At 60.2% G+C, this 24,904-nt stretch carries 23 protein-coding genes and 1 pseudogene; 14 read left to right on the top strand and 10 right to left on the bottom strand.

From position 1 onward, the window contains the following. Positions 1-52: 52 nt before the first annotated feature. From N5D22_RS25770 to N5D22_RS25755, 4 genes are read right to left on the bottom strand one after another with little or no spacing between them, the layout of a single operon-like run. A complete protein-coding gene (locus tag N5D22_RS25770) occupies positions 53-940 on the bottom strand; it encodes an SMP-30/gluconolactonase/LRE family protein (RefSeq protein WP_279658903.1) in 888 nt (295 codons plus the stop codon). Between the two features lie 4 nt (positions 941-944). Further along, positions 945-1,574: a 2-dehydro-3-deoxy-6-phosphogalactonate aldolase gene (locus N5D22_RS25765; protein WP_262534866.1), complete on the bottom strand. Its 630-nt coding sequence runs from the start codon at positions 1,572-1,574 to the stop codon at positions 945-947. Between the two features lie 15 nt (positions 1,575-1,589). Then, the gene (locus tag N5D22_RS25760) at positions 1,590-2,504 is read right to left on the bottom strand and encodes a 2-dehydro-3-deoxygalactonokinase (RefSeq protein ID WP_279658904.1); all 915 of its coding nucleotides are present in this window, start codon (positions 2,502-2,504) and stop codon (positions 1,590-1,592) included. Continuing rightward, entirely contained in the window at positions 2,504-3,286 is a 783-nt protein-coding gene (locus N5D22_RS25755; RefSeq protein ID WP_279658905.1) for an SDR family NAD(P)-dependent oxidoreductase, read from the bottom strand. Before N5D22_RS25755 ends, N5D22_RS25760 begins: the two co-directional genes overlap by 1 nt. Before the next feature lie 71 nt (positions 3,287-3,357). On the opposite strand from N5D22_RS25755, the gene N5D22_RS25750 reads away from it, so the two are divergent. From N5D22_RS25750 to N5D22_RS25695, 12 genes and pseudogenes are all read left to right on the top strand, one after another. Next, positions 3,358-4,227 (top strand): IclR family transcriptional regulator, encoded by an 870-nt coding sequence (locus N5D22_RS25750; RefSeq protein ID WP_279658906.1) that lies wholly within the window; start codon positions 3,358-3,360, stop codon positions 4,225-4,227. A 213-nt stretch (positions 4,228-4,440) separates the two neighbouring features. Next, positions 4,441-5,181 (top strand): autoinducer binding domain-containing protein, encoded by a 741-nt coding sequence (locus tag N5D22_RS25745; RefSeq protein WP_279658907.1) that lies wholly within the window; start codon positions 4,441-4,443, stop codon positions 5,179-5,181. A gap of 78 nt (positions 5,182-5,259) precedes the next feature. Further along, positions 5,260-6,483, top strand: coding sequence for a CmpA/NrtA family ABC transporter substrate-binding protein (locus N5D22_RS25740; protein WP_279658908.1), 1,224 nt, complete (start codon positions 5,260-5,262; stop codon positions 6,481-6,483). A 127-nt stretch (positions 6,484-6,610) separates the two neighbouring features. After that, complete coding sequence (locus N5D22_RS25735; RefSeq protein WP_279658909.1) at positions 6,611-7,741, top strand: Mrp/NBP35 family ATP-binding protein; 1,131 nt, start codon at positions 6,611-6,613, stop codon at positions 7,739-7,741. 337 nt (positions 7,742-8,078) lie between these two features. Next, entirely contained in the window at positions 8,079-9,056 is a 978-nt protein-coding gene (locus N5D22_RS25730; protein ID WP_279658910.1) for a magnesium transporter CorA family protein, read from the top strand. Positions 9,057-9,155: 99 nt separating this feature from the next. Continuing rightward, positions 9,156-10,991 (top strand): annotated as a pseudogene (locus tag N5D22_RS25725) (potassium transporter Kup); the annotation flags it as partial. 146 nt (positions 10,992-11,137) lie between these two features. Further along, positions 11,138-12,304 (top strand): cell wall hydrolase, encoded by a 1,167-nt coding sequence (locus N5D22_RS25720; RefSeq protein ID WP_279658912.1) that lies wholly within the window; start codon positions 11,138-11,140, stop codon positions 12,302-12,304. A gap of 270 nt (positions 12,305-12,574) precedes the next feature. Beyond that, the gene (locus N5D22_RS25715; RefSeq protein WP_279658913.1) at positions 12,575-12,940 is read left to right on the top strand and encodes an AtpZ/AtpI family protein; all 366 of its coding nucleotides are present in this window, start codon (positions 12,575-12,577) and stop codon (positions 12,938-12,940) included. A gap of 60 nt (positions 12,941-13,000) precedes the next feature. After that, on the top strand, positions 13,001-13,750 hold the full coding sequence (locus N5D22_RS25710) for a F0F1 ATP synthase subunit A (RefSeq protein ID WP_004440258.1): 750 nt from the start codon (positions 13,001-13,003) through the stop codon (positions 13,748-13,750). 72 nt (positions 13,751-13,822) lie between these two features. Next, the gene (locus N5D22_RS25705) at positions 13,823-14,050 is read left to right on the top strand and encodes a F0F1 ATP synthase subunit C (protein WP_003494147.1); all 228 of its coding nucleotides are present in this window, start codon (positions 13,823-13,825) and stop codon (positions 14,048-14,050) included. Positions 14,051-14,130: 80 nt separating this feature from the next. After that, the gene (locus tag N5D22_RS25700) at positions 14,131-14,769 is read left to right on the top strand and encodes a F0F1 ATP synthase subunit B (RefSeq protein ID WP_279658914.1); all 639 of its coding nucleotides are present in this window, start codon (positions 14,131-14,133) and stop codon (positions 14,767-14,769) included. A 1-nt stretch (position 14,770) separates the two neighbouring features. Continuing rightward, the gene (locus tag N5D22_RS25695) at positions 14,771-15,256 is read left to right on the top strand and encodes a F0F1 ATP synthase subunit B (protein ID WP_279658915.1); all 486 of its coding nucleotides are present in this window, start codon (positions 14,771-14,773) and stop codon (positions 15,254-15,256) included. A 273-nt stretch (positions 15,257-15,529) separates the two neighbouring features. On the opposite strand, the gene N5D22_RS25690 is transcribed toward N5D22_RS25695, so the two are convergent. The 3 genes from N5D22_RS25690 to N5D22_RS25680 all read right to left on the bottom strand — a co-directional run bounded on the left by N5D22_RS25690 (position 15,530) and on the right by N5D22_RS25680 (position 19,320). Beyond that, positions 15,530-16,900, bottom strand: a complete 1,371-nt coding sequence (locus N5D22_RS25690) for a hypothetical protein (protein ID WP_279658916.1) — start codon at positions 16,898-16,900, stop codon at positions 15,530-15,532. Positions 16,901-17,058: 158 nt separating this feature from the next. Beyond that, entirely contained in the window at positions 17,059-17,712 is a 654-nt protein-coding gene (locus tag N5D22_RS25685) for a ribonuclease HII (RefSeq protein WP_279658917.1), read from the bottom strand. Positions 17,713-18,162: 450 nt separating this feature from the next. Beyond that, positions 18,163-19,320 (bottom strand): PA0069 family radical SAM protein, encoded by a 1,158-nt coding sequence (locus N5D22_RS25680; RefSeq protein ID WP_020810756.1) that lies wholly within the window; start codon positions 19,318-19,320, stop codon positions 18,163-18,165. A 288-nt stretch (positions 19,321-19,608) separates the two neighbouring features. Here N5D22_RS25680 and N5D22_RS25675 point away from each other — a divergent pair, with 288 nt between their 5' ends. Continuing rightward, positions 19,609-20,127 (top strand): hypothetical protein, encoded by a 519-nt coding sequence (locus N5D22_RS25675; RefSeq protein ID WP_003521054.1) that lies wholly within the window; start codon positions 19,609-19,611, stop codon positions 20,125-20,127. A gap of 14 nt (positions 20,128-20,141) precedes the next feature. Here N5D22_RS25675 and N5D22_RS25670 read toward each other — a convergent pair whose 3' ends face one another. The 3 genes from N5D22_RS25670 to N5D22_RS25660 form a co-directional block, all read right to left on the bottom strand. After that, entirely contained in the window at positions 20,142-21,575 is a 1,434-nt protein-coding gene (locus tag N5D22_RS25670) for an FAD-binding oxidoreductase (protein ID WP_279658919.1), read from the bottom strand. Positions 21,576-21,625: 50 nt separating this feature from the next. Then, complete coding sequence (locus N5D22_RS25665; protein ID WP_279658920.1) at positions 21,626-22,603, bottom strand: L-threonylcarbamoyladenylate synthase; 978 nt, start codon at positions 22,601-22,603, stop codon at positions 21,626-21,628. A gap of 112 nt (positions 22,604-22,715) precedes the next feature. Then, the gene (locus tag N5D22_RS25660; RefSeq protein WP_279658921.1) at positions 22,716-23,324 is read right to left on the bottom strand and encodes a DUF6656 family protein; all 609 of its coding nucleotides are present in this window, start codon (positions 23,322-23,324) and stop codon (positions 22,716-22,718) included. Between the two features lie 332 nt (positions 23,325-23,656). Here N5D22_RS25660 and N5D22_RS25655 point away from each other — a divergent pair, with 332 nt between their 5' ends. Further along, the gene (locus N5D22_RS25655) at positions 23,657-24,901 is read left to right on the top strand and encodes an aromatic ring-hydroxylating dioxygenase subunit alpha (protein WP_059760874.1); all 1,245 of its coding nucleotides are present in this window, start codon (positions 23,657-23,659) and stop codon (positions 24,899-24,901) included. Positions 24,902-24,904: the final 3 nt, after the last annotated feature.

Genomic DNA, 24,904 nt, shown 5'->3' with positions numbered 1-24,904 from the left:
TGGAACGCCATTACATTGAGCGTTCCAGGTGCTGTTTTTCCGAACCTGCGCCTTAGAGCCTGTAAAGCGGCTCGAACCGCCCCTTCACCTCAACCCCCAGCTCGAACGTCAGCCCATGCTGTGGATTGGCGGCAAGGGCGTCGTCATCGAGATGTTCGCGCGCCGAGGTGACGAGAAGGCGCGAAGCGTCGGGGCCGATGAAGGCCGGGCAGGTCGTCTGTCCTGCGGGCACCTCATATCGGGCGATGTGGTTGCCGTCCATATCGTAGCGATCCACCGCACCCACGCCCCAGCGGGCGTTCCAGATATGCCCTTCGGCATCGCAGACCGACCCGTCGATGCCGCCCTTGATGCCGGTGGAATCGATGAACACCTCTGCCTTGCCTGCGGGAAGACCGGTCTCGGCATCGAGCGGTACCCGCATCAGCCTGTTCACCTTGGTATCGACGTAATATCCCGTCGCGCCATCGGGCGAGAAGCAGATCGAATTCGGAATGCTGATCTCGGCAAACAGCTTGGTCACGACGCCTTTCGCGACATGATAGATGCTGCCCGCACCGGTTTCCGCCTTGCGGCCCATGGTGCCGATCCACAGCGCGCCGGAGGGGTGCATGCGTCCGTCATTGGAGCGGTTGCCGGGCAGGTCCATTTCCAGCTCGGCATGCAGCGTCAACAAGCCGGTTGCGGTGTCACGCAGGAAAAGCCCGTCATCGGAGGCGATCAGCTGCCTGCTGTCGCTGACCCTGGCGAGCGCACTGCCCATGAAGGGCAGGGCGTGCACGGTCTTGCGGCCGGAGGAAAGATGCAGCTCATGCAGTTCCCGTTCGAGAATATTGAACCACCAGGCGGTGCCGGTCGCAGGGTCGAAGGTCGGGCCTTCGCCGAGCAACATCGGAGTCTCGTCCAGAACGCGTCCGGCAAAGGGAAAAACAGTCGCCAAGCTCTTATCCTCCGATGGCTGCATCATAGGCTGAAAGTGTGACAGTGGCGCGTTCGCGCACCTCCGCTGCCGTCATGCCCGGTTTGTAAAGGCTGGTGCCAAGCCCGAAAGCCACGATGCCGGCCGAGGTATATTCGGCAAAATTCCTGTCCGAGACGCCGCCGACGGCGGCAATGACCAGATCCTTCGGCAGGATCGTCCTGATGGCATTGATGCCGGCGGGGCCGATGATGCTGGCGGGGAAAAATTTCAGCCCGGTCGCGCCGGCCTTTGCGGCCACCAGCGCCTCGGTAGGGGTGAGAACACCCGGCATCGTCACCATGCCCTTGACGCGCGCGGCAACGATCACATCGGCATCGGCATTGGGGCTCACCATCAGTTTGCCGCCGGCCGCGTCCAGCGAGGCCACGTCTTCCACGCTGAGAACGGTGCCAGCACCGATCAGGCAATCGGCGGGCGCCATCTTCGCGGCGATCTCGATCGAGCGGAACGGATCGGGTGAATTGAGCGGGATTTCAATCGCCCGGAAGCCGGTTTCGATGAGCGCGCCAACGACGCCTTCGGTTTCCTCGGGTTTCAGACCGCGCAGGATGGCGATCAGCGGATATTTGATGGAAGGGAAGGGAATACGCATGGTCGATCTTTCTTCTTATGGCCAGATGGCGTTTGCAGCGGCCAGCAATCCGCGCCGCACGGCTTCGTCGGCGTCAATGACCGTATAGTGGATATCAAGGGCGGTGAAGGCGCCCTCATAAAGCGCGCCGAGCGCACCGGAACCGATCAGCACCACCGGCGTCTCGCGCCGCGCTGTCGAATGCGCGCCGGCGATTTCCAGCCCGATCATGATGCCGGAAAGCTTGGCCTTGGCGTCGGTGGCGGTAAGGCCGTGCAGCAACTGGCCGGAGCGAAGGGTGAAAAAGCGATTGGTCGCAAGCTGCGGATTGGCATAGATGTCGCGCACCGCCGCCGTGAAGGCCGCATGCTTGCCGGTAAAGGCTTCGGCCTCGGCCACCGCATGGGAAAGGATCGTCTGTTTCGAGACGACTTCGAAGAGTTCGCCGGTCATGAACGTGGCGAAACCCGTCACGCCGCCATCCTTGACGGTCACCCATTTGGAATGGGTGCCGGGCATGCAGACGAGCTTTTCACCGGCGCCCGAGGAAGCGAGAGCGCCGAGCAACTGCGTTTCCTCGCCGCGCATGACGTCGGGCGCGTTTTTGTCCCGTTGCGCCAGCCCCGGCAGAATCCGCACATCCCGCGCCTGGCCCGGCACGCGAACCGCGCCGTCGAGAACCGCCGAAAGCGGTGCCGGCACGTCGATATAACCCGCCTCGACCCAGCCCTGCCGCGCGCCTGCCATGCCGCAGACGAGAACCGGCAAACCTTCCGGCGCGCCGATGGCGTCGAGATGCGATTGCAGCACATCGGCAAAACCGGTCCGCATGGCAGTAGTCATGCCTTCCGTGCTTCTGCGCTCCGCCAGCACCGCGCCCGATCGGCTCATGAGCCAGAGCCGGAAACTGGTCGTGCCCCAGTCGACGGCGATGAAAGCGGGTTCGGACATTATAGAAGGCCTCCGTCTACGATTATGGATTGCGCCGTGATGGCGCCCGATGCCGATGATGCGAGAAACAGGCACGGGCCCGCCAGATCGGCGGCGACGAGCGTGCGTTTCAGACATTGCCGCGCGGTGGTGGCGGCAATGCCCTCATCCGTCAGCCATAGTTCCTTCTGCCGTTCCGTCACGATCATGCCGGGCAGCAGCGTGTTGACGCGGATATTTTCCGGCCCCAGCCGTCCGGCGAGGCTTTTCGTCAGCCCGATGATGCCGGCCTTGGCCGCCGCATAGGAGGGCAGCTCGCCCATGTTGAGCAGAAACGAGATGGACGAGAAATTGACGATGGAGGCGTCCTTCGCCTGCCGCAGATAGGGCAGGGCTGCCTGAACCGTGAAGAACATCTGCTTGAGATTGACCGCCTGATTGGCGTCCCAATAGGCTTCCGTCACCGTGTTTATGTCGTGGCGGTCGTCCCAGGCGGCGTTGTTGACCAGCACCTTTATGCCGCCGGTGGCGGAGGCCGCGGCCTCCACCGTCTTTCCGATCGCCGCAATATCGCGAAGGTCGGTCTTGAAGAAGTGGACCGGATGCGGCGTCGTCGTTGCAAGCCGCTTGACGAGCGCAAGGCTCGGCTCTTCGGCGATATCGATGAACGAAACCTTCGCGCCCTGCATCGCAAAGGCTTCCACCAGTGATGCCCCGATGCCGGAACCGCCGCCGGTGACGAGCACGCCCGCATCCTTGAGGTCCGGAAATTGGGCTTGCGTCATCGGCGTCATCTCGTCCATGAAAGGCTTGATTGTTCCATTATTTGGAACTAGATTTTACTAAATGGAATTATTCTCTTGGCGTCACGCTTATGTCAAGGCAGATGATGGTGGATGTTGCCATGCCCGATAATAAAAAGCCCAATGAGCAAAAGCCTGAAACGGTTCCGGCGGTGCAGCGGAAGGCCGGAGTTGAGACGGGCACGCTCGGCAAGGCCGTCTCGCTGCTGGAGTTGATCGCCTTTGCCGAAAAGCCGATGCGTTTTACCGATGTGGTCGAAGCCTGCGGCCAGCCGCGCGGCACGGTTCACCGCCAGCTCGCCCATCTTGTCGCCGAAGGCCTTGTCGATCACGCTGCCGATCAGACCTATGCCGTGGGGCTGAGGTTGCTGCAACTGGCCGCGAAAGCCTGGAGCGGCAACGACCTGCGCAGCGTCGCGGCCCCCCACCTGGCGGCCTTGCAGGAGGTGACGCAGGAATCGGTGCATCTCGCCGTGCTGAACGGTAGACAGGTGACCTATCTGGACAAGATGGAGGGGCAGCACACGTTGCGCATGCATTCGCAGGTCGGCAAAACCTCGCCAGCCTATTGCACCGGGGTGGGCAAGGCGGCGCTGTCGCTGCTGTCAGCCGATGATCTGGTGGAACTCGCCGCAGGGCTGGACTTCCATCGCTTCACGGAAAATACGATCACCACGCCGGAAGCGCTGATGGCCGATGTGGTGGCCATCAGCGACAATGGCTACGGTTTCGACCTTCAGGAACACGAGATCGGAATTCACTGTGTCGCCGCACCGGTCCGGGCGCCCGGCCGCAATTTTCGGGCGGCGATTTCCGTCACCGGCCCAGCCTATCGCGTGGATGTCGAGCAGCTCCGCAAATGGGCCCCCCTGGTGCGCGAGACCGCCGACAGGATTTCCGACGATCTTGCCTGCAGATTATCCCCGGTTGCGGATGGTTGAGGAAAAAAACGGGGCGCGGCCCCGTGGATTTCCGCGGGTGGAACTGCCCTGCATGCACCCATTCCAATGCCTCCAACATTATTTTCGACTATTCTGAATTAAGTTTTCAACTTTTGTTTGCATGAATCGTTTTGGTGAGTAACATCCGCCACGATTTCCGGGCAAAGGCGGGTCTTTGCGGCGGCATTTTCTCATTCTCGAAGAACAGCTTTGATGCAGAAAACAGAGACGGCCGCCGTTCAGTCGATTGGTGTTGATTGCGTTCGCGAGATCGCCGATCTCAACACCCAATTCGATATATTCCGGTTTCTGAAACGGCTGACGGAGGCCTGGGAATTCAGGGCCTTCATGGTGCTCGACCTGTCTTCGGAAGTGGCGAGCGAACTATCGCAATACACGATCATCACGAGCTGGCCGGCCGAGCTTCTGCAGCGTTACGATGAAGAGGGCCTGTTGCAGACCAGCCTGGTAATGGCGCAGTTGAAAAAAACCACCGTACCCTTTTCCGTCTCCGTGGATTTTCTGGCCGGAGGCGACGGAGAAACCGCCAAGAAAACCGTGATCAACCTCTTCGAACGGTTCGAGATGATCAATTCGGTGTGGTTTCCCGTTCACGACATCACCATGCGACGGGGAGCGGTATCCTTTTCCGGCAACAAGACCGCGCTGTCCGCCAGCCGGCTAGCGGAGCTTTTTTACATTTCCAGCCATGTCTTTGCCCGGCTGTCTGAAATACGCCGTCTCGATTTCAGGGTTCCCGAAACATTGAGCGAGCGGGAGATCGACTGTCTGAACTGGACCGCCGCCGGCAAGACCAGCGCCGAAATCGCTGAGATCATGATGCTGTCGGAACATACCATCAATCATTACCTGAACCGCGCGACGAAAAAACTCGATACGGTCAACCGCACCCAGGCTGTCGCAAAAGCGTTGCGAGTGGGGCTGATAAAATAGCGAAATCCTAATTTTATCATTGTGATAAACCGCTTCCTGGGCGATCCTTCCTTCGAATCACCGGAAAGGAGAAATCGTTTGCCGGAACGGCATAAGGTAAAAGCAGGATTTTCTCCGACTATCGACTGCGCCGTGCTGATAGCCGCTGCCGAAAAAGGCTTTGCTGCCGATGAAGGCATAGAACTGGAACTTTTCCGAAAACAGTCCGCGCGCGCCGTGCTTGCGGCGCTCGGCGAGGGTGGCGTCCATGCCGCGCATCTGCCGGCCCCGATCCCCGTCGGTTCCGCGGTCGGCCTCGACGATCTCCCGGCCGATATTGTCGGCGTTTTCACGCTCTCCCTTGGCGGATCGGCAACGACCGTTTCGCACGGATTTTATGACGAACTTTATCGCGAAGGGCTGAAGCTGCCGGATCCGGCGGCTTTCGGACGGGCGATGGCCCGTGTCTGCGCCGCACGCCGGGCTGCGGGCGAGAATCCGCCGGTCTTTGCCGTCGAGGATATTGTCTCCACGCCCTTTTATGCGCTGCGTTATCTGCTCGGAAGCTGCGGCGTGCTGCTTGGCCGGGATATGGAAATCGTCGAAGCCCTGCCGAAGGCGATGCCGGCGCTCCTGGAAAGCGGCAAGGTCGATGCGCTCTGTACCGCCGAACCGGCCGGCAGCGCCGTGGTGCTTGGTGGGGCGGGACGGATCGTCACCACCGGGGCGCTGATCTGGCACAATGCGCCGGAAAAGATGCTGGCCGTGAAAAGAGGCTGGGCGGAGGAGAATGCCGCCCCGCTGGAGGGTTTGCTGCGTGCGCTTTACCGCGCCGGCGAATGGTGCGCCAATGCCGCCAATATCGAGGAGCTGGCCGGTATCCTTGCCGCCCCGCAATATATGGATGAGAACGGCGAGCACCTGCTGCCGGCGCTGACGGGCTATATCTCCACCTCGCAGAAGGACATGCAGCGTTTTCAGGAGTTTTTCGTAACGAGCGCCAAGGCCGCCAATTTCCCGTGGCAGAGCCAGGCCCTGTGGTTCTTCAGCCAGATGTTGCGCTGGGGTGAGGTTTCCGCCGATCAGCGGTTCAATGCGGCCCTGGTGGAGGCCGCACGCAACGCCTATCGGCCGGATATTTTCCGCAAGGCCATGAAGCCGCTTTTTGTGCCGGTGCCGGGCGCCAATCTGAAGCTGGAGGGCACGTTGCGTGAGCCGGTTCATGTCGGCGCATCCCGTACGGGCCTCGTGCTCGGTCCCGACTGTTTTTTCGACGGCCATGTTTTCGATCCGGAAACGCTCGAGATGGACGACGAAATCTGAAGCTGCAGCGTTAAATCGTCGCGAATGCGTCACGTTCGCGCTTTGGCATTGGCGAAGCGCTTCGGCTTGTCTATGGATGGCCGGAATATAGCCCTTACCCGGCCGGACGATAGAGCGGAGTGGAAATATGGCAGAGGTCAGCAGGAACCAGGTCGAAAAGGCGTTGGAAACCGTCATCTATCCGGGCAGCGGCCAAAACATCGTCGCGCTCGGCATGGTTTCGGAAATCTTCATCGCCGAGGCGAAAGCCTATTTCTCGATTACGGTGCCGGCCGACAAGGCGTCGGAAATGGAACCCTTGAGGCTTGCGGCCGAACGGGCGGCCAAAAGCGTGGAAGGCATTGCCGGCGCGGTCGTTGCGCTGACGGCCGACCGCAAGCCCGGCCAGCAGCAGCCCGCACCGGCGCGTCCCGCCGCCGCAACCGGTCGCCCGGCCGCGCAGCCGCGCTCGGCGAAGGTGGGTGTTCCGGGTGTCGGCGCCATCATCGCCGTGGCCTCGGGCAAGGGCGGGGTCGGCAAGTCGACGACCGCAGTCAATCTGGCGCTCGGCCTTCAGGCGCTCGGCCTCAGGGTCGGCATGCTCGATGCCGATATTTACGGTCCCTCGCTGCCGCGACTGCTGAAAATTTCCGGCCGTCCGAAACAGCAGGAAGACCGCATCATCCTCCCCATGGAAAATTACGGGCTGAAGGTGATGTCCATGGGTTTTCTTGTGGATGAGGAAGCCGCGATGATCTGGCGCGGACCGATGGTGCAGTCCGCGCTGATGCAGATGCTGCGCGAAGTAGCCTGGGGCGAGCTGGATGTGCTGGTGCTGGACATGCCGCCCGGCACGGGCGATGCGCAGCTCACCATCGCCCAGCAGGTGCCGCTTGCCGGCGCCGTCATCGTCTCCACGCCGCAGGATCTGGCGTTGCTCGATGCGCGCAAGGGCATCACCATGTTCCGCAAGGTGGAAGTGCCGCTGCTCGGCGTCATCGAAAATATGAGCTATTTCATCGCGCCCGATACCGGCGCGCGCTACGATATTTTCGGTCACGGCGGTGCGAAGGCGGAAGCTGAAAGGATCGGCGTGCCGTTCCTCGGCGAGGTGCCGCTCACCATCTCCATCCGTGAATATTCGGATGCCGGAACGCCCGTCGTCGTGGCCGAACCTGATGGCCCGCAGGCCGCGATCTATCGCGATATCGCCGGAAAGGTCTGGGCGCGGATCGGCGCAGGCGAGAGAAAGGCCGCGCCGAGAATCGTTTTCGAATAGCGCCCCGGCCTCGGCCAAAACCCGGACGGGCGGCGTCAGGCCTCGAATAGTCCTTTGAAAACAGAAGATTAATCGCCAGTATCGGGCGGTTTTTCCGGGGGTGAACTCCAGAAATGCTTCGCCTGCAATGCTGTCGCGAAAAAATATTGCTTGATTGCATCTCTCTTTGGGCGCATACGCCTGCGCCGTTTGGCTCTTGGTCCATCGGGCTGTCGGGATATGAGATCCCGCCGGCTGCGGTATTCCCTGAAGTGTCATCCAAAGGTTTGCCGACCGCAAACAGGATATGTTAAGCAGCATTGCGGCTGAAGCCTGCAATGTGGAGCGGAGAAACGGATTGATAAATGCCTATCGCGCCAATTGCGAGGCGATCAGCCTGTCGTGTGACGACGGCTCCGGACCGATTCCCGACGACATCGTCTGGATCGATCTCGTCAATCCTGACAGGGCGGAAGAGCAGCATGTGGAAATGCTGCTGGGGCTCGATCTGCCCACCCGAGAGGACCTGAAGGATATCGAGCCTTCCAGCCGGCTTTATATGGAAGACGGTAATGTCTTCATGACCGCCTCCCTGGTGTGGAAGGCGGATTCGGACGATCCGCGCCTGACCGATGTCGCCTTCATCCTGGCCGGCAAGCGTCTGGTGACGATCCGTTATGCCGAGCCGAAATCCTTCCATCTTTTCATTGCCGCCATCACCCGCGTGCCGCACGACATGCGCAGCGGCGCGGCGCTTCTGCTGAAGCTGCTCGAAACCATCGTCGACCGCACGGCGGAAATTCTCGAAAACTCGGTTGCCGGTATCGACAATCTCGCCGCCGATATTCTCGGCAGCCAGTCGCGGGCCAAGCGCAAGGCGCCGCGTTATCTCGACGACCGCCTGACCAATATCGCCGGCTACCACCGCCTGATCTCGAAGGTTCGCGACAGCCTCGCCTCGCTGGCGCGCCTGCAGACCTTCCTGTCCACCAGCGACCAGGTTCGCGAGGACAAGGGCGCACGTGAACAGGGCAAGTCGATTTCCCGCGATATCCAGTCCCTGACGGAGCACGCCTCTTTCGTTTCCGGCAATCTGACCTTCCTGCTGGACGCCTCGCTCGGTATCATCAACATCGAGCAGAACGGCATCATCAAGATTTTCTCCATTGCCTCGGTGGTGTTTTTGCCGCCGACCCTGGTGGCCTCGATTTATGGAATGAACTTTCAGCTCATGCCGGAGTTGAACTGGACATTTGGGTATCCTCTTGCGCTGGTCGTCATGCTGATGTCCGCAATCATCCCGTTTCTCTTTTTTCGTTGGAAGGGCTGGCTCTGAGGAGCCAGGATCATCATGTCCCAGATTGCTGACAAGGATCTTGCCGAGAAGCCGGATGCGGATGACGCGCACAAGAACAAGGGGCTTTACGCCGGGATCCTTGGTTCCATTGGCGTCGTTTACGGCGATATCGGCACCAGCCCGCTTTATGCCTTCCGCGAGGCCCTGCGGCCTATCGCCTATGACGGCGTCACCGAAAACGAGGTCATCGGCCTGATCTCCCTGATGATCTGGTCTTTGACGATCATCGTGACGTTTAAATATATCACGCTTCTTCTGCGCGCCGACAATGACGGCGAGGGCGGCACGCTGTCGCTGCTGGCGCTGCTGATGAAAACGGCGGGCACCCATCGCGGTGTTCTCATCGTGCTCGGCCTCATCGGCGCGGCGCTGTTCCTGGGCGACGCCATGATCACGCCGGCGCTGTCGGTGCTGTCGGCGGTGGAGGGCCTGAAACTGGTCACGCCGGCGATGGATGATTTCGTCATCCCGATTTCAGTCGGCATTCTCATCGGCCTCTTCGCCATCCAGTCCCACGGCACGGGAACGGTGGCGAAATTTTTCGGGCCGATTACGGCCGTCTGGTTCATCGTCATGGGCCTTGCCGGGCTTTTCCACATCGCCGACGATTTCAGCATCCTTTATGCCTTCAATCCGTGGCATGCCGTTGAATTTCTGTCGAATGAGGGTTTTTACGGCATTGTCGTTCTCGGCGCGGTGTTCCTGACGATCACCGGCGCAGAGGCGCTTTATGCCGATCTTGGCCATTTCGGCCGCCGTCCCATCCAGTGGGCGTGGTTCTGTCTGGTTTTCCCGGCGCTGACGCTGAACTATCTCGGGCAGGGCGCGCTGGTTCTGAAAGACCCGACGGCGATGGCCAATCCGTTCTACCTGATGTTCCCGCAATGGGCGATCCTGCCGGCCGTCATTCTGGCCACCGCCGCCACCATCATCGCCAGCCAGGCGGTCATAACAGGCGCGTTTTCGCTGGTGCGTCAGGCGATCCATCTCGGTTACCTGCCGCGCATGGAAATCCTCTTCACCTCGGAAACCAATACGGGGCAGATCTACCTTCCCGCCGTCAACACCATCCTGCTGTTCGGTGTCGTCGCGCTCGTCCTCACCTTCAAGAGTTCGGACGCGCTGGCCACTGCCTATGGCATCTCCGTCACCGGTGCGATGGTCGTCACCAGCCTGATGTTCTTCGAATTCGTGCGCAAGCGCTGGCAATGGTCGGTCTGGCTGGCTCTTGCCGTGCTGGCGCCGCTGCTGCTTTTGGAACTGGTGTTCCTCGGCGCCAACCTGCTCAAGATTCATGATGGCGGCTACGTGCCGGTGATGCTGGCGATCGCCTTCACCATCATCATGACCACCTGGCAGCGCGGCTCGAAGATCCTCTTCGCCAAGACCCGCCGTATCGATGTGCCGCTGAAGGCCTTCATCGCCTCGGTGGAAAAGGAAAGCGCCCACGCGCCGGTGCGTGTGCCCGGTACGGCGATCTTCCTGACCGGCGATCCGGAGGCCGTGCCGGCGGCGCTGCTGCACAATCTCAAGCATAACCACGTCCTGCACGACAAGAACGTCATCCTGACCATCCGCACCGAGGACCAGCCGCGTGTGCATCCGGGAGACCGCTATACGCTGACGAAGATGAGCGACCGTTTTGTCGTGGTCGAACTGCATTTCGGCTTCATGGAAACCCAGAACGTCACCCAGGCGCTGGGCTATCTGAGGCGCACCGGCTACAAGTTCGACATCATGTCGACCTCGTTCTATCTCGGCCGGCGCAAGCTGGTGCCGGATCCGAAATCGGGCATGCCGGGCTGGCAGAACCGCCTGTTCATCGCGCTCGCCGAAACGGCGGCCGATCCGTCGGATTATTTCCGCCTGCCGGCCAACCGCGTGGTGGAATTGGGTTCGCACGTCGTCGTCTGACTATTGGAAGATGGTTACACATTAACGTGAAACCGCGTCCGCGCGCGGCGTTAACCAAGCATCAAGGTTAATAAGAGATTCTCGAACACCTGTAGCAAATATGGTTGTCGGTGTTCGGAGTGCTGGTTTTGCGTTCGAAAAGAGTAATGCGTCCTCGGTCCCCCGTGTCCTTTCAGGGGTGGGCGTCAAAATGGACCTCGCCCGTCGTCTTCGGCCTCGCCGCCTGGCTCGTCTTTCCCTCTCTTACCGCGCGTGCGGATCTGGCCTCGCTTCTGGCCGGTCTGGACAATGGCGGCGAGCAATGGCGCATGGTGCTGACGGCCTCTCCCGCTGGCTCCGTTCACAATGCCTCGCTGGCTTTCGATGACCCCGCAGGGGAGGCCGCATTGCATGGCGGCGGCATGACCCTGCCGGATGGCAGCCGGGTCGCCTTTGTCACCAACAAGAAGGGTGAGCCGACGACGCCGGACAGCGAGCGCGTGAACCGCGCAGCCAAGAAGGGCCGCATCGTCGCAACCGAAATCATGCAGCCGCCGAAGGCCTTCACCGCCGGTTCCGTCCTGCAGCGCACCAGCATGCTGGATATCGAGCCGCTGAAACGCAGGGACCGCACCGCTTTCGTCAAGCCGAAACGCGGCAGCAACGACGTGGAACTTGCCTCCTTCTATTTCCGCCGCGACGAAAAGAAGGCGGACAAGAGCGTCTCGCCGATGCTGGCCGAGCTCGTCACCAACCGCACGCCGGATATTCTTGCGACGGCTTACGCACCGGCCGCACCGGATTTCGCCCGTGAATCGCCGTTCGACGCCATTCTCAAAAAGCCGGAGGCAGGCCGTTTCGTGCCGCAGATCGGCGCCGAGGACCACGCATGGGCCGCGACCCCGCTGCCGGCCGAGGTGTTTTCCGCAGCCGAGCAGCAATGCCTGGCATCCGGCATCTATTTCGAGGCGCGCGGAGAATCGGTGAAGGGACAGGCGGCCGTGGCGCAGGTCATCCTCAACCGCGTGCGCAATCCCGCCTATCCGAAAACCATCTGCGGCGTCGTTTATCAGAACAAGGACTGGCGCAACCGCTGCCAGTTTTCCTTCGCCTGCGACAATATCAAGGACCGGGTGAATTCCGAACGCCACTGGAAAATGGCGCGCGAAGTGGCCATGGCCACCACCGCCGGCAAGATCTGGCTGAAGGAAGTGGGTTCGGCAACCCATTATCACGCCGTCTACGTGCGTCCCGCCTGGGGCCGCACGATGAAGAAGGTCGGCAGAATCGGATTGCACGTCTTTTACCGTACCTATGGTGGCGGCTGGAGCTGATACCACCGCCGATTTGTCGCATTTTGCGTGTCAAAAATGCCGATTCCTTTGCGAAACATCGCGGTCAAACGGCGGCTTGAGGTCAAGCTGTTGTTTTTGCGTGATTAATTTGTGCTGTAACAACCATCGCCAGTGCCTTGACTAGAGAAGCCCCTAAAACTATGTTGCGCGCGACTTCAGAGCGGGCTGGAACAGGCTTAATCCGTCACCGTTTACAACTCCAAAGGGTTCTGGCATGGCTGGAACGGAGAAAATGGGTGGGATTTTAAGATGACTGGCAACCGTGACGATAGTCTGGACGAGCGCCGCAAGCGCCTAGCTGACGAGTTGGCGAAGGTGAAGGCGGAGGATGAGGCGGAAGTGAGGGCGGAGACGAATGCCGCGGAAAGCCGGAAAGGCTTTGCGATGGCGGTAAAGCTCTCATCGGAGTTCATTTCGGCCATCGTGGTCGGCGCTATGCTGGGTTATCTTCTGGACTATTTTGCCGGCACGACGCCGTGGGGGATGATCGTTCTTCTTCTTCTCGGTTTCTGCGCAGGCGTATTGAATGTGTTGCGCTCGACCGGCGCGGTGGCCAAGCCGCCGCTGCTGGAAAAGGCGGACAGGCGAGACGAGGGTGGAAAAGGCGGCATCTAGGCTGTTTTTTCTTGCAAATGAGATGCCGCGGAATGCGGCGACAGGTAAAGAGGGCAGCCGGTGGCAAACGATCCGACCCATCAGTTCTTGGTGCAGCCGATCATTCCGATCGAAATTGGCGGCGTCGATTTTTCCTTCACCAATGCGTCGCTCTTCATGGTCGCGACCGTGGCCGCCGCTTCCGGTTTCCTTTATTTCGCAACGTCGAACCGCGGCCTGATCCCGACCCGCATGCAGTCCGTTGCTGAAATGTCCTATGAATTCATCGCCTCCATGCTGCGCGAAGGCGCCGGCAAGAAGGGCATGGTGTTCTTCCCATTCGTCTTCTCGCTGTTCATGTTCGTGCTGACGGCCAACCTTCTCGGCATGTTCCCGTATTTCTTCACGGTCACCAGCCAGATCATCGTCACCTTCGCGCTCGCCTGCCTCGTTATTGGCACGGTCGTCGTTTACGGTTTTTACAAGCACGGCCTGCATTTCTTCGGCATCTTCGCCCCCTCGGGCGTTCCCAAGGCGCTTTTGCCGCTTGTCGCGTCAATTGAAATGATCTCGTTCCTGTCGCGCCCGATCAGCCTTTCGGTTCGTCTTTTCGCGAACATGCTGGCCGGCCACATCACACTCAAGGTTTTCGCAGGCTTCGTCGCCTCCATGAGCGCGCTCGGCGCGCTCGGTGTCGGCGGCGCTGTCCTGCCTCTCATCATGACGGTCGCGATGACCGCTCTCGAATTTCTCGTTGCCTTCCTGCAGGCTTATGTCTTCGCGGTACTGACTTGCATGTACCTGAACGACGCCGTGCATGGTGGTCACTGAGAAGTAAAGTCGCTGGCCCCGGCAACGGGCGTCAAAAACAGCCGCAACAACCAATATCTCAAGGAGTCTCACATGGAAGCGGAAGCAGCAAAGTACATCGGCGCAGGTCTCGCATGCCTCGGCATGGCTGGTACGTCCCTCGCACTCGGCCGTATCTTCGGTGATTACCTGTCCGGCGCACTGCGCAACCCCTCTGCTGCCGACAGCCAGTTCGGCCGTCTGGTATTCGGCTTCGCCGTTACGGAAGCTCTGGGCATCTTCTCGCTGCTCGTTGCTCTCCTTCTCCTGTTCGCTGTTTAATATCAGCATCAGGTCTGGATCACGGCCCGCAACAGAGCGTGCCGTGATCCTTCGCATTTGCAGTCCCCCTGGAGGTGAGCATGTTCGTGACCGAGGCTTATGCCCAGTCAGCACCGACCGTAGGTGAAACGCATACGGAAACTCCGGCCGTCGGCCAGCCGCAACCGGAGGCCACGCACACGGAAACCGGTGTAGCACATGGTTCCGAAGGTGCTTCCGGCGTATTCCCGCCGTTCGACCAGTCTACTTATGCATCGCAGGTCCTGTGGCTGGCGATCACGTTCGGCCTTTTTTATCTGCTCATGCAGAAGGTCATCGTTCCGCGCGTTGGCGGCATTCTCGAAAACCGTCATGGACGCATCGCACAGGATCTCGACGAAGCGGCTCGGCTGAAAAGCGAAGCCGACGCAGCCGTCGAAACCTATGAAAAAGAACTCGCGGCAGCCCGCGCCAAGGCAAGCTCCATCGGTTCTGCCGCCCGTGACGCCGCCAAGGTGAAGGCCGATGCCGACCGCGCCGCTATCGAAGCCGGTCTCGCCGAAAATCTTGCCGCCGCCGAAAAGCGCATTGCCGGCATCAAGGAACAGGCATTCGCCGATGTCGGCGCCATTGCCGAGGAAACCGCGACCGCAATCGTCGACCAGCTGGTTGGCGCAAAGGTCAAGGACACGGACGTCAAGGCAGCGATTGCCGCCGCTTCGAACGTGAAGGGAGCCTGATATGGCATTTGATGCATCATTTTTCGCTCTCGTCGGTCTCGTCCTCTTCTTCGTTCTGATCGCCTATCTCAAGGTTCCGGGCATGCTCTCCAAGTCCTTGGACGAGCGCGCCCAGAACATCCAGGACGAGCTGGCCGAAGCCAAGCGCCTGCGCGAAGAGGCCCAGCACCTGCTGGCCGAATATCAGCGCAAGCGCAAGGAAGCCGAGGCGGAAGCCGCAGGTATCGTTGCCGCCGCCGAGCGCGAGGCCGCAGCCCTGACGGAAGAAGCCAAGCAGAAGACGGAAGAATTCGTCGCCCGCCGCACGGCCCTTTCGGAACAGAAGATCAAGCAGGCCGAAGACGACGCCATCGGCGCCGTCCGCGCCGCCGCCGTGGATATCGCCATTGCTGCTTCCGAGAAGCTCATTGCCGAAAAGACCACCGCCGCCGCAAAGGCCAAGCTTTTCACCGCCACCATCGGCGAAGTGAAGTCGAAGCTGAACTGAGATTTATCTCGGTATTGTTCAAAGCCCCTCCGGCGCGAGCCGTGAGGGGTTTTTTGTTTGAGTTGGTGAAGCTGGTAGGTGAGGTCCAACGGGGAGGGGATTGGAGCCCTTTGGCTTTCGTTTTCTCAGTAGCGGATTACCTGCCAGAGCGGGCTGTATATCGGGATACTTTGTATTATTTTCGATCCAATCGTGGGACGTTGGGAGCTAAATATGCAAATCCCGAGAGTGTTCATCTGAACCCAATGATAGTAACTTAGGCTGAGCGGGGTCTCAGTTTCTATTTAGGCGAAGCTGATTTGGATCGTCGCAATTCGGGTTGTTGGCGATCCAGTCAAGACAAAGCAATAAACAAAGCCTGCCGAACTGTTCCGCAAGGGCTTTCGTGTCAGACCAGTCACTGCGCAATTCTTCGTTGTTTCCGTGGATAAGTCGGCTGCGGCCTTGGTTATATATGCGTTCGATTGTGTTCTTGAGGGTCGGACCACCAGAACGAATAGGTCTATTGTCCTCCATCTTCAGACGAGCATTGATGAGTGCGAGTATGCCGCCCGATTTTTTTCCGCATGCCAAGGCGTCGAGAGATGCGGCCATTTTGGCAACTGCAATGTGAGAAAAAGGTTCGCGGCACGCTTCGTGAAACCACAAGAACGCATGGAAGAGCGTTGACATCATCTTAGGGCGGACAGTGCTCCCGCTGGGGCTAATGACGTAGCCCAGCATTTCTCCCACCACTGCAAATATATCGGCCTTCTCTTTCAAAACGGTTTGCCACTCGTCAGACTTAATATATGGCCCATGCGGGAGGTGCGACCAGCTCGACGTTGAGAATAGTTCTTTTCCAGCGATGAAGGTTAGAGTTTTGCGGCGGTGAGGTTGACGATCAAATGTTAGATTGATGCCGTTAAGGGCTCTAGAGGGGGTCTGCCACGTTAGCGCTATGGCCGTTGTCGCAAGCCGTGCGGCCATGAGGGTCTGTTCTCGTCCGGCCTCTGAGCCGAGATCATTGATGGTGACGCTGCATACGAATTGGCACGATCCAATGGCGTCGATCACGTCCATTTCGGCGAAACTCTCGAACGAAGGTTTGCGCTTTCGGAGTTTACCACCTTGCCAAGCACGCTCAATCCGCCGCTGGGATAGTGTTGAGATCCCGCCATCCTTGTGCTTACGTTCGAGCCAAACGCCCCGGGGCTCAAATAAGACTGGGCCGATGTTAAATGGATTGAAATCTTTGCCGCTAAACAACGAGCACCCAAATGCATATTCTCGAATGCTCTTGCCTATCGTGCCTTGAATTGCGTTCTTTTTAACACGCTCAAGGACGTTCGATGCGTTTGCTTCAAGATTGTCATCTAGGTCAATAGATACTAGAGCCGGGCCAAATGCGCGTCTTACAATTGCCTGCCATTCGGCATGCGTAAATTTCGGCTTTAGGAATGGATCGTCATCCATCAGCCGCTTTGCGAACCGTACGATTCCCTCATCCAGCTCACGTGAGACGATAAGAGATTCTCCATTTCCGGCATCGATCATGCGTGGTAACGAGAAATCGTCGTCACCCGCCCGCTCCGCTATCGGCACGGATTCAAGTCGTGTAAGTTCGCGGATGATATCTTTTATTAGATCGATCTGCGCGTTCACGATAACTCCTATTCGCCGCTAACGGTCGGCTATGTAACCATTTACACGCAAAAGCTGAAAGTCGGCCTCCCGCCCATCTCCGGCATCGTCAACGGCCTGCAATGGCAGCCTCGTACCAATAACTGAAGTTATGGCCAAAACTCCATTACCCCGCGTGGTCAGCCCTGCTTCAACGGCCTGAAGCTCATCCGGTGCAGCGGGCAGGGCCCGTGGCTTTCGATGGCGCGTAGATGGGCCGGCGTGCCGTAACCGGCATGGCCTTCAAAGCCGTAGGACGAATGCACCACACCCGCGCGTTCCATCATCCGGTCGCGTGTCACCTTGGCGATGATCGAGGCGGCGGCGATGGAGAGGGAGCGGGAATCGCCCTTGATGACGGCTTTGGCCTCGCAGGCGATGCCGGGCGGGCGGTCGCGGCCGTCGGCCAGCACGAGGGCAGGGGAGATTTCGAGACCGAGCACGGCGCGGCGCATGGCGTCGAGGCTGGCGCGCAGGATATTCATGCTGTCGATCAGGCCGGGGCCGGAAGAGGCGACGGACACGATCGAGGTTTCCATGATCTGTAAGAACAGGCTTTCCCGCTTCTGCTTCGTCAGCTTCTTGGAATCGTCCATCCCCTTGGGAATATTGTCCGGATCGAGAATGACGGCTGCCGCAACCACCGGTCCGGCCAGAGGTCCCCGTCCTGCCTCATCCGTGCCGGCCACGGGCCAGAGGCCCTTCTTTTTCGCTTCCAGTTCGAAGGAAAAATCGGGGCCGGTATCGGCAAGATCAAAAAGAGCAGGAGAATCGGGTGTGGCCGTGCGTTTCATGCGGCGAAACTGGCATACACACCCGATCTCCTGCAAGCCCCCGGAAGCGGGCGATGACAGGCGCGGTGAGCCGGGGTCAAGGGGCGTGGCTCACCGTGCCCCGAAGGTCATCATGACCTTTGATCCTCCAACGGGGCGGCGGAGGAAAAACGATCACACGCGAGGCGGCGGTTCCGGGGGCGATGACCGGCGGGCCAGGGAAAACCCGTCGGGCATTTCGTCGAGAGCAACAAGATGAGAAGGTTGCTCCTTATCGTTTTGAATTCCGTTTATTATAGGCTCACAGAGCCTCCGATTGTCGGCGAGTTATCCTTCATGCTCGACGTCATCCTCGGGCTTGACCCGAGGATCCATTATCGCGCTCGGTTTAGATCCTCGGGTCAAGCCCGAGGATGACGTCGAGTTCAGTTCGGGCATTCATCACCCTCAGTCACTTTCAGCGTTTGCTTCTCAAAGCAGCGACAATTGCACGCCTGCACCGCCCGGCGGCACGAAGAGATCGTCGCGAAGGTGGATGCCGCGGCGGATGAGGCCGAGCCGCTTGGTCGCCATTTCGAAACGCCTGCCGATCTGCCAGGCATAGGGGCCGGCGCCCTTCATGCGTTTTCCGAATTCTGCGTCGTAATCCTTGCCGTCGCGCATCGAGCGCACCAGCGACATGACATGACGGTAGCGGTCCGGATAGTTGCGCAGCAGCCAGTCACGGAACAGCGGGCTCACCTCCAGCGGCAGGCGCAAAAGCACATAGGACGCCTCCGTCGCACCGGCAGCCTTGCCGGCCTCGAGAATACGTTCGATCTCATGATCGTTGAGGGCAGGGATGACAGGCGCCATCATCACGGCCACGGGAATGCCGGCCTCGGTCAGCGCCTTGACCGCTTCCAGCCGCTTCTCCGGCGTGGCGGCGCGGGGCTCCATGTTGCGCGCGAGCTTCCGGTCCAGCGTGGTCACGGAAATACCGACCTTGGCGAGCCCCTTTTTGGCCATGGGCGCCAGAATATCGATATCCCGCTTGATCAGCGCCGATTTGGTGACGATGGCGACGGGATGATCGGCCTTGGCCAGCACTTCCAGTATCTGCCGCATGATGCGCCATTCGCGCTCGATCGGCTGATAGGGATCGGTATTGGTGCCGATGGCGATCACCCGCGGCTTGTAGCCCGGCTTCGCCAGTTCCCGTTCCAGCAGCTTCGCCGCATCCGGCTTGGCGAAGAGCTTGGCTTCGAAATCCAGCCCGGCGGAAAGCCCCATATAGCTGTGCGTGGGACGGGCAAAACAATAGATGCAGCCATGTTCGCAGCCGCGATAGGGATTGATGGAACGGTCGAAGGGGATATCGGGCGATTCATTGCGGGTGATGATGCTGCGCGGCTTTTCCACCTGCACCTCGGTGCGGAATTCCGGCATGTCCTCGAGCGTCTGCCAGCCATCGTCGAAAACCTCGTGCTGCAGGGTCTCGAAGCGTCCATCCGGGTTCAGTCCGGCGCCACGGCCGCGACGGCGGTCAATCTCGATGCGCAGGCCGGATGCATCGGCAAGCGCATTGGCAATATCAGGCATATGGCTCGGCTGGAAGGCAGCCTGCCCCGAAAGCGTATGGTTTCTCATCTGGATGCTCCCAGGGCGCCGCACGCCTCTCGAGGCAAGCTCAACGCCCTAAACCGTTTCCATCCGGGCAGGCTTTCAACCGCCTTCCGAATGATTAAATTCCTACATCAGGAATGAGAACAATACAAGAACAAAATTGTGAATTCAGTTGTTCTCCAGAGATGGATGCGTCGCCACGACAGCCACGGCCACGCGCGCAGATTATGCGGGCATCGGCATTGACAGCCGCAGATTTTACCACGATGAGCACAGTGGCAATTTATTGTGCGATGCGTTAGAGCTATGCAGATGTTGACAGTCATAATGGAATGCCGGGATCACGAGCCGGAGCTGGCGCATACCTTGTCTGCGCTTGTCACCGGGGCCGTGGAAGGGCTTGTAAGCGATGTTGTGATTCTCGATCACGGTTCGCGCGATGGATCGTCGCGTGTTGCCGATGCCGCCGGCTGCCGTTTTTATGGGCAGTGGGACATTGAAGACGTCGTGAAGTCCGCACGCGGCGGCTGGCTGCTTCTGATCGAACCCGGCGCGCGACCGCAGGCGGGCTGGATCGACGAGATTCTCGAATATGTGGCGATCTGCGCGCAGCCGGCCCGTTTCTCGCCCTCGCGCTATCACCGGCGCAATGTCTTCAGCCGTATGCTGCGGCGTATTCCGCCATTGGAACACGGGTATCTTCTGCCAAAGAAACATGCCGTGTCGATTGCGAAATCGGGCATGAGCCTGACGCAATTTGTCGGCGCGCAGAAGCCGCGCCGGCTGAATGCGGAAATGGTGCCCGCTTGGGCGCTGCGGGCTTCGGCCTAACCTCGGGGGCCGCTTTACCCGGCCAGAACCTTGCCGGGGTTCATGATGCCGGCGGGGTCGAAAGCGTGTTTGATGCGCCGCATCAGCTCCATCTCGATGCCGGGGCGGATGGCGGCCAGTTCGTCGCGCTTTAATTGCCCGATGCCGTGTTCGGCCGAAATGGAACCGCCGAGCGACAGCACGATGCCGTGCACGATCTCGTTCATGTCCCGCCAGCGGCCAATGAATTCGGCCTTGTCGGCACCCACCGGCTGGGAAATATTGTAATGAATATTGCCGTCGCCCAGATGCCCGAAGGCGCAGATGCGGGCGCCGGGGATGGCGGCGAGAACCGCCTTTTCCGCCGTCGCCATGAATTCCGGTATTTTCGATACCGGAACGGACACATCGTGCTTGATCGAGCCGCCTTCGGGCTTCTGCGCCTCCGACATGCTTTCGCGCATGTGCCAGAGCGCCTGTCGCTGCGCTTCCGATGCGGCGATCACCGCATCCTGAACCAGCCCGGCCTCAAAACCGCGCTCCAGCAGCGATTGCATCATGTTATCCGCTGTTTCGGCCGAATCGGAGGTGGAAATATCGATGAGCGCGTACCAGTCATGCGGCTGTTCCAGGGGATCGCGCACGCCGGGAATGTGCCTTGCGGTGAATTCGACGCCGATTCGCGGCATGAGTTCGAAACCGGTCAGCGCCGTGCCGCAGAGATTGGAAGCCATCTCGAACAGTTTCAGCGCATCCTCGGTGGAGGTGAGCCCGGCAAAGGCCACCTGGTGGCCGAGCGGTTTCGGAAAGAGCTTCAGCACAGCTCCGGTGATGACGCCAAGCGTGCCTTCGGAGCCGATGAACAGATCGCGCAGATCGTAACCCGTATTGTCCTTTTTCAGCTGGCGCAGCCCGTTCCAGATTTCGCCTGTTGGCAGCACCACTTCCAGCCCGAGGCAAAGCTGGCGCATATTGCCATAGGCAAGCACCGCCGTGCCGCCGGCATTGGTGGCGAGATTGCCGCCGATGCGGCAGGAACCCTGCGACCCCAACGATAGCGGGAACATCCGTTCCACCGTCTCGGCGGCCTTGTGAATGTCGTCGAGAATGCAGCCGGCATCGGCGACGATGATATTGGCGACCGGATCGATATCGCGAACACGGTTCATGCGCTCCAGCGACAGGATGATGTCCGTTCCTTCGGCGCGCGGCGTCTGCCCGCCCACAAGGCCGGTATTGCCGGTCTGCGGCACGATGGGCGTGCCGGTCTCGCTGGCGAGCTTCAGGATGGCGGCAACCTCTTCGACCGAGCCGGGTTTCAGCAGCAGCGGCGAGACGCCGCGATAAAGGCCGCGATTTTCCACGAGGCGCGGCGCCATTTCCGCCGGGTCGCGCACCGCATTCTTTTCACCGACAATGGCGGCAAAGCGGTCGAGGATGTCGGAGGAGGGGATGGCGGTGGTCGTCATGGGCGTCGTCTCGCTGTCTTTTGAAACATGGGCGAAAGGGTTGGGTGCCGTCAGCCTCGCGGCGCGGCGGCGCGGGAAAGGCGATCGTTGATCGCCTCTCCGAGACCATGGCTGGGAATTGCGGTGATGGCGATTGTGCCCGCACCGCTTGCATCGGCGGCTTTCAGATAATCGAACAGATTGGCGGCGGCCTCGGCAAGATCGCCGGAAGGGCTGAGATCGAGAACGGTCCGCGCCGTCTCCTCGCCCGAAACGGCGATGCCGCCGAACCGGATCAGCGCTTCGCCGGAGGAAACCGATGTGGCGCCGAGCCGCACGGCGGCGCCCGGCGCGTAATGCGAGGCCAGCATTCCCGGCGCCTCAATGGCGGCGGAAGCTTTTTTCGGCCGTTCGAGCCGTTTGCCGGCAATGCGTTCTATGTCCGCGGTGACGATGCCGCCGGGGCGAAGCAGCCGCACCCGGCCATCCTCTTCCACCTTGACGATGGTGGATTCCACACCGACGGAGGCCGCGCCGCCATCGAGAATGAGATTGATCTTCTGGCCGAGATCCGCCTCTACATGGGCCGCACTTGTCGGGCTGATCTTGCCGGAACTATTGGCGCTGGGGGCAGCGAGCGGCCTGCCGAAGCGACGGATCAGATCGCCGGCAAAGCCCTGCGGCACGCGGATGCCGACCGTATCGAGCCCCGCCGTCGCCAGCGAATGAATGTCGCTTGCCGGTTTCAGCGGCAGCACCAGCGTCAGCGGGCCGGGCCAGAAGGCCTCGGCAAGTTTCCGAGATATGGGATCGAAGACGGCGTAACGTTCGGCCATGGCGATATCGGCCATATGGCAGATCAGCGGGTTGAACTGCGGCCGGCCCTTGGTCTCGTAAATGCGGGTAATCGCCGCCGGATTGGTGGCGTCGGCGGCAAGGCCGTAAACCGTTTCTGTCGGCAGGGCGATGGGCTGGCCGGCGGCAAGCTCGGCTGCGGCCGTCTGCAGGGCTGTTTCCCGCTCATTGTCGATGTTGATGTGACGCGCCATAGTGCTGCCTTTCACGGCCGTCAATAGCGTATTTCAGGGCGGAGTGGGAAGCGCTAATGCATATCGCCTCGAAGTGCCCCGCGGTTTTAGGCCCAGAGGCGCTTTGTCGCGTTTATATCGCCTTGATGATCTTGCGCATCTCTTCCGAACGCGCACCGAGCATGAGCACGTTTTTCAGCGCCACGCGCGGATCGTGGGTCTGGAACAGCAGGCCGCTGCGGTGGAAGGATGTGTCGATGGCGGCCGCCTGATCGGGAAGCGCGTTGATGGCGACGGCGAAATACATCCTCGAATAGCGCGCATCGATGTTTTCGAAGAAGTTTTCGGCCCCGCTCAGTTCTGCGAAGAAATTTGCGAAATAGAAGGACCAGAGCACATGGCGTTCGGCATCGAAGCTGGTCCGCGCGGCTGTCACGTGACAGTAACCGAGATGCGGCCGGTCATTGAGCAGATGGTGAAAAACCATCTTCGGGAAGCGGATGGACTGGTGAAAGGTGTTGAGGCGGCTATGGGTGGCGTCGGCGGCCGCCTCCAGCTTGCGTCCGGTCAGCGCAGCCACGTCGTCATGGCTGTAATAGACGCGCTCCCTCGGCAGCCAGCGCTCTTCATAACGGCTGATACGACCCGTTCGCAGAAAGTCGGAATGCGCGGTCTTGGATCGTATCGGCGTGACCGAATGCCTGCTCGCATCGAAATAGCGTATGCGTGTTGCCTTCTCCACCAGGAACGCTCCGGTTGCTCTCGATCAGCAAAGATAGTTTAGTGTATGTTAATACTCCGTTGCGGCTCACCCCCCGTTTTTTAACGGGTGGGGCGTGAAGCGCGCCACATCATGCGTCTTATTGCGACGTGGTTTCGCCTGCCGAATAGCTGTCGGATTTCCCAGCGGAATGGCCTGTCGCGGCTGTCGGCGCATGTCGCAATTTGTCGCCAATGCGGAAGGTAATGTCGCTGTTTGTGCTGCCGCAAATGAGCGCCGGTGTTTAGATGAGTACATGCTTCCGCAACCCCGCAAATGGTGTCGGGCAGGGCGGTTTGATCGAGGATTTGGCCATGGAATTGCGTGATACCGTATTGCGCCAGCTGAAAAACCGCCGCGAAGGCTTCAGCCTGGAACAGCCCTTCTACACGGACCCGGATTATTTCAAGCTGGATATGGAAACCATCTGGTATCGCGACTGGCTGTTCGTCGGTCATGATTGCGAAGTGTCGAAATCCGGCAGCTATTTCACCGTGCAGGTCGGCGCCTATTCCGTGGTCATCGTTCGCGGCCGCGACGGGCAGATCCGCGCCTTCCACAATTCCTGCCGCCATCGCGGCTCGCGCGTCTGCACCACGCAGAAGGGCCAGTCCGCCCGCCTCGTCTGTCCCTATCACCAGTGGACCTACGATCTCGATGGTAAGCTGCTGTTTGCACGTCACATGGGAGAAGAGTTCGACAAGGGCGATTTCGGCCTGAAGCCGGTCGCCTGCGAAACCGTCGCCGGTTACGTCTTCATCTGCCTTGCCGATCAGCCGGCCGATTTCGAGCCCATGCGCAAGGAAGTCGAAAGTTACATGGCGCCGCACCGCATCTGGGAAGCTAAGGTCGCGCATGAGAGCACGATCATCGAAAAGGGCAACTGGAAGCTCGTCTGGGAAAATAACCGCGAGTGCTACCATTGCGCTGCCAACCATCCGGAACTTTGCCGCACCTATCCCGAAAACCCGAGCGTGACGGGAACGGACGGCGGTGCGAGCGATCCCGAGATCGGCGGCCACTGGGCGCGCTGCGAGGCCGCCGGCCTGCCGAGCCGTTTCAAGATCGACCCCAAGGGCCAGTTCCGCGTCGCCCGCATGCCGCTGATCGGCGAGGCGGAAAGCTACACCATGTCCGGTAAGCGCGCCGTGCGCCGGCCGCTGTCTGACGATGTCAGCATCAGCCATATCGGCGCGCTGCTCCTGTTCCATTACCCGACGACCTGGAACCACTTCCTCGGCGACCACACCATTTCCTTCCGGGTGCTGCCGCTCAGCGCCACGGAAACCATGGTCACCACCAAATGGCTCGTGCACAAGGATGCCGTCGAAGGCGTGGATTACGATCTCGAGGACCTCACCCATGTCTGGAACGAGACCAACGACCAGGACCGCCGCATCGTCGAGGAAAATGCCTTCGGCATTCGTTCCCCGGCCTATGAGCCCGGCCCCTATTCCATGGAGGACGAGGGCGGCGTGATGCAGTTCGTCAACTGGTACTCCGATTTCATGGTCGACCGGCTCTCCGGCGATAAGGCCCGGCTTTCGGCTGTAGCGTGATGC

The sequence above is a fragment of the Agrobacterium sp. GD03872 genome (assembly GCF_029840625.1).
GTDB lineage: Bacteria > Pseudomonadota > Alphaproteobacteria > Rhizobiales > Rhizobiaceae > Agrobacterium > Agrobacterium fabrum_A.
This window is presented reverse-complemented; position numbering and strand designations above follow the sequence as displayed.